Raw genomic sequence first — 3,369 nt, 5'->3', positions numbered from 1 at the left:
GACCAAGGGCTCATTTACCAGCATAAATGCCTTGTATAAGTTGGTATATTGTGCTATAAAGAAGGCAGAGGAAAAATGGACGATGCCTGTGCATGATTGGGCAGTAGCCATATCTCAGCTTGACATTTTCTTTCCTGGAAGATTGAAAATTGAGTTGAGCTAAAAATGTGGTTTGACACAGTTTATTTAACACTCCCGACTGCCACGGTTTATTTAGGCTTTTTAAACTTCGTTGGGGCCCTCATATGGCTTGCTTAAAATTTTGGTTCACAGAGCCTAGAAAAGATTGATCTTCTAAACACTCCAGTAAATCTATTTTTTGATTTGTTTCTACATCATATATATTCGTATCAGATTTATAACGGCTCACAAAATAAGCTCCTGCTTGACTGATCTGCTCAAAAGAATTTGGCACAAAGTAGCCTAGATCTGATATTAGCAAATCTCCATCTGATATACTGCTTAAATGACCTTTGTAACCTTGGTCTGACCTGATTCCTTCTGTTATATTAAGTTGATCTAGCGTCTGGTTTGGGTAGTCAAAAAGTACCTGTAATTTTACACCAGATTTAGTATTGCTTTCATAACCACTGTAGCTAGTGCCGTACCCTTTGTACATACTTTCCATATTATTTGGTAAGCTAATGTAACTACTGTCCAATAATTTGACACCTTTGAACTGTTTTAAAATTTTACAATCGATTTGTAAGCTATTTTTGAATATCGCTAAAGACTCATTGTACATTCTCTTCATAAACTCTACTGCCTCTTCTGTAAATCTGTAATCCAAGCCCTGTTTTGTTATTTTTATTGAATCTTCGTTTAATAACTGACACATCGTTTCTATACTACAGTTGTTGACTCCTATATTACCAAAAACTATTGCTTTTATAAACGATGAACCCCTAAGTTTTCTCTTCCTTTTTATAAATCCTACGTCTTTTGATACTTCATCTGCTTTTTCATTAAAGAAATTTTTGAGTTTTTTTGATAGGCATGCTATTCTATTCATTATAAGTTCTCTCTATTAAGTTATCCAAGAGAACTTATACCTTATTATTTCTTTTCTCTCATCAGCTTTACTTTCGATTTTCCTTAACTTGACGCGTATGGTTTATTTAACACTCCCCTTTAGCTTTAGTTATACCAAATTTCATTAATAAGTTGATATTACTTGAACTTGTATCTTATTATAAAAAACACTAAGACTTTTTACTATTTTTTTGCTATACTACTTTCTCTCAAATAATTTTTCAATATCACTGAGTTTCATCTCTATATAAGTAGGTCTTCCATGGTCAGAATATGGTGTATCTTCCATTTGCCTTAGTAATGCATTCATTTCCTCTAATTTCATTTCTCTACCTGCTCTAATTGAATTGTGGCAAGATATTGTTGCTAATATTTTATTTATTTTATCCTCTATAGGTAAAGTATCTTCCATCTCTATTAACCTGTCAGCTATATCAGTTATAACCTCTTTTATGTCTATACAATTCAAAATTGCTGGAATTTCTTTAACTAACACCGTAGAATTCGATGTTACCTCAATGCCAAAACCCATTTCAGAAAGCTTGTCCTGATAATTTTCTATCATCTCCATTCCTGCCTGATTGGTAATTTCTACCTTTTCGGGAATAAGTAATGATTGCCTCTTAATTGCTGATTTTTCCATGACTTCTTTCATATACTCATAAACTAATCTCTCATGAGCTGCATGTTGATCAACTATCACTAATTTGTTTTTATTTTCTGCGATTATATAAGTGTTGTAAACCTGACAACGTGCATGTCCAAGAGGATGATCTTCTATAAGTTTAACTTGTTTCTCTAGAGCTTCTGGAAACTTTTGCATAGAGCCAAATTTTTTCATTAATGAATTTTCAACGCTACTTGGTCTTTTTTCATAAAAATCTCTGTTACCTTCTTTATTTTTTCCTTCTTTTTTTAGTTCACAATTTTCTTGATGCTTCTCCTTACTCCCTCTTTCATCAGATCTATTTTGAAAATCGATTGCCAACGGCGCTTCTGTTGTCGGCACGCCCCTCAAATGCATCCTTTGATGCTCATCTTCCCTTGCACTATCAATAAGTTCTGCATTGTCTCTCTCTTCATTTTCATTTATAGCTTCAGGTCTTATCCTCCTTGAAAGGGCTTTAATCAGTCCTCTTGTCACTATTTCATATATGAGTTTTTTATTCTGAAATCTTACTTCTGATTTGTTCGGGTGCACATTTACATCTACCTGGTCATAAGGTATTTCCAAATGTAATACTGCAAAAGGATATCTATTATTCGGTATTAAGTCATGATATGCATATTTAATTGCACCTACCAACAGATTATCTCTTATTGGCCTTTTATTAACAAAGGTATAGATCATACTAGATTTACCTCGATTTACTGTTGGCTTACATATATATCCTGTAAGTTTAGTGCCTCCTTCTTCCTCACAGACTTCTAAAGAATTATCATGAAATTCCTTTTCTATTTTACATAATCTACTAAACAATGAAGCTTGTTTGGCATATTTTAAAAGCTTTTTATTGTTTGAAGTAAGAGTAAAACCTATATCATAGTTAATCATTGCTAAGTTATTGATGATATCAACTATATGCTGCATTTCAGCTCTTTCAGTCTTTAAAAACTTCAGTCTGTTTGGGGTAGAAAAAAACAAATCACACACTTCTATATGGGTTCCTTGTGATATAGAATAAGGGGCAAGTTCCTTTGTCTTTTCTCCTCCTTCATAACTTATTGACCATGCTTCATTTGCTCCATTGGCTTTAGACGACAATTTGATTTTACTAACTGCAGCAATTGATGGTAAAGCTTCTCCCCTGAAACCAAGATGCCTAATTTCTATCAAATCATTATCACTTAATTTTGAAGTTGCATGACGCATAAATGCAAGCTCTACATCACCCTTTTCTACTCCATGGCCATTATCCACTACAGCAACAAGATTACGCCCGCCACTTTCTATTCTTATCTCTATTTCTGTGCTTCCAGCATCGATGGCATTTTCCACCAGCTCTTTCACAACACTTGCTGGCCTTTCAATTACCTCACCTGCTGCTATTCGATTAATCGTTTTTGCATCTAAGAGAATAATTGCCATAAATCAGTTGGCATCCAATTCATCAGCAGTTAGCCCAGTTGTTTGTAAGATAATATCAACAGTAACACCTACTTTAACTAGATTTTTTGCAACCCTGATTTTTTCCGCTTTTTTAATTTTTTCTTTGCTAGTCTGCATACCTTCAGATAGAAACTTAACTAACGCATCTAATATATCTCGTGATTCTTGATTATCAATCTTCTTGTATTCACCTATCAACCCTAATAAATTTTTACTACTTTCATTTC

General features: G+C 33.6%; 1 protein-coding gene and 3 pseudogenes. 1 reads left to right on the top strand and 3 read right to left on the bottom strand.

Translation table 11 applies throughout. The features are described from left to right. Positions 1-163: pseudogene (locus IC220_RS06505) on the top strand (IS256 family transposase); the annotation flags it as partial. A 114-nt stretch (positions 164-277) separates the two neighbouring features. Here IC220_RS06505 and IC220_RS06500 read toward each other — a convergent pair. The 3 genes and pseudogenes from IC220_RS06500 to IC220_RS06490 all read right to left on the bottom strand — a co-directional run. After that, positions 278-1,012: pseudogene (locus IC220_RS06500) on the bottom strand (IS4 family transposase); the annotation flags it as partial. 219 nt (positions 1,013-1,231) lie between these two features. Further along, positions 1,232-3,121 (bottom strand): DNA mismatch repair endonuclease MutL, encoded by a 1,890-nt coding sequence (gene mutL, locus IC220_RS06495; RefSeq protein ID WP_188153658.1) that lies wholly within the window; start codon positions 3,119-3,121, stop codon positions 1,232-1,234. Positions 3,122-3,124: 3 nt separating this feature from the next. After that, positions 3,125-3,369: pseudogene (locus IC220_RS06490) on the bottom strand (WO male-killing family protein Wmk); the annotation flags it as partial.

The organism is Wolbachia endosymbiont of Pentalonia nigronervosa (assembly GCF_014534705.1).
In the GTDB taxonomy this organism is placed as follows: Bacteria; Pseudomonadota; Alphaproteobacteria; order Rickettsiales; family Anaplasmataceae; genus Wolbachia.
This window is presented reverse-complemented; position numbering and strand designations above follow the sequence as displayed.